Origin of the sequence: Halomonas sp. PBN3, assembly GCF_000475415.1 — a bacterium.
GTDB lineage: Bacteria > Pseudomonadota > Gammaproteobacteria > Pseudomonadales > Halomonadaceae > Halomonas > Halomonas shengliensis.
This window is the reverse complement of sequence record NZ_AXCA01000088.1, coordinates 1-1252: the sequence shown is the minus strand read 5'-3', so window position 1 is coordinate 1252 and position 1252 is coordinate 1. Positions and strand designations below refer to the sequence as shown.

At 65.1% G+C, this 1252-nt stretch carries 2 protein-coding genes; both read right to left on the bottom strand.

The annotated features are described in order from the left end of the window. Positions 1 to 59 precede the first annotated feature (59 nt). On the bottom strand, positions 60 to 593 hold the full coding sequence (locus Q673_RS23380; RefSeq protein WP_023005082.1) for an STY4534 family ICE replication protein: 534 nt from the start codon (positions 591 to 593) through the stop codon (positions 60 to 62). Positions 594 to 698: 105 nt separating this feature from the next. Beyond that, positions 699 to 974, bottom strand: coding sequence for a hypothetical protein (locus tag Q673_RS23375; RefSeq protein WP_023005081.1), 276 nt, complete (start codon positions 972 to 974; stop codon positions 699 to 701). Between the last annotated feature and the right edge of the window lie 278 nt (positions 975 to 1252).

Here is a 1252-nt window from a genome sequence, read left to right as displayed (position 1 = left end):
GAACCTTCCCAGCGGGGAGGCGTTTCCCCGGCTGGGTGGTTGAATGGAAACGCTGTGGATCAGTGCATGGCCGGCGAATCGAAGGAGCCGGCCGCTTCTCCCGCGTGGGCAGCGGCGTAGCCATTGCCGGCTTCAGACGGCTCCGCTGAGGCAGCGGATCTGTCGTTGCCGGCACCCTGCTCGTCGCGGCGGTGCGCCTGGTAAACCATCTCGCCGTTTACCTTGATCCAGCTGATGAACAGCAGGCGCGCCTTGAGACTGACGCCGGTCTGGCCGGCCTTGTCCCCCTTGGAGTAGACGAAGGTGTCTGTCCAGAGGTCGCCCAGCTTGAAGCCCACCAGCACCTTGCGGCCCTGGTACACCGCCTGACGACAGCGTTTGACGAGCACTTCGGCCTCACGGCCACTGATCCGGCAGTCGAAGCGGGTGTAGCCCACATCGTCTGCGGGGCCATTCAGGGCCGCGATATCGCAGGCCCAGAACGCCTCTCCGCGCTTCGGCTTCACCTCACGGATTCGATTGAGGTAGCCAAGGCCGGTGATATGCAGGTCGAAGAAGCCAGTATTGGCACTCTGGTGAGTGGTGACCGTCATAGCGTGTCTCCTCGGTGGGTTGCAGTTTGCACCCGGGAGACACTCGCCCCCTACGGGAAGTCGAGTGGCTTCCCGGGTGGGCAAGGGGTGGATTCAGACGCTGGCTCAGCCCATCAGCACGCAGTGGTGCCGAGCGCCCGCCAGGTGGGTGTGGCAGCAGTCGCAGGATGACGTCGAGAATGCTTCGTCTTGCTCGCTATCGCCGACGACGAGGGTGTTCCCGTCACGCTGCGCTGCGTAGATGGACTCACGCACCTCCCTTTCGCGGGCGGCAGCGCTCTCCTCATCCAGGAAGTGATCCAGCCCGGTGGCATCGTCATTGGCGATGATCATCAGGCAGTCGTCACAGACCATGACATGGTCGTCGACAATCGTGGCCATGGGGCATTCCTCCAGGTTCCAGGGGGTCCGCCCCCCTGGGGAGGCATCTCCCCGAATGGGTGGTAACAGTGGCACCCAGCCCTGATGGGCGGCCTCGTCTCGGGATGCGCGAGGCCTTGGGTGGCGGCGTACCGCCAAGCGGCGCACCCTTGAAACGCCTGGGTGCCTGGGGTGTCTCGGTTGGAGCCGGTCGAGACCACCGGGCCGCCAGCGGCGGCACTTGCCCACTGGGAGGCTGCTCACTCCTTCGGCTGCGCCTCCTCGATATCCCCACTCGC

Coding starts and splice junctions, on each gene's coding strand:
- Q673_RS23375 (WP_023005081.1), bottom strand. CDS start 974: ATGGCCACGATTGTCGACGACCATGTCATGGTCTGTGACGACTGCCTG.
- Q673_RS23380 (WP_023005082.1), bottom strand. CDS start 593: ATGACGGTCACCACTCACCAGAGTGCCAATACTGGCTTCTTCGACCTG.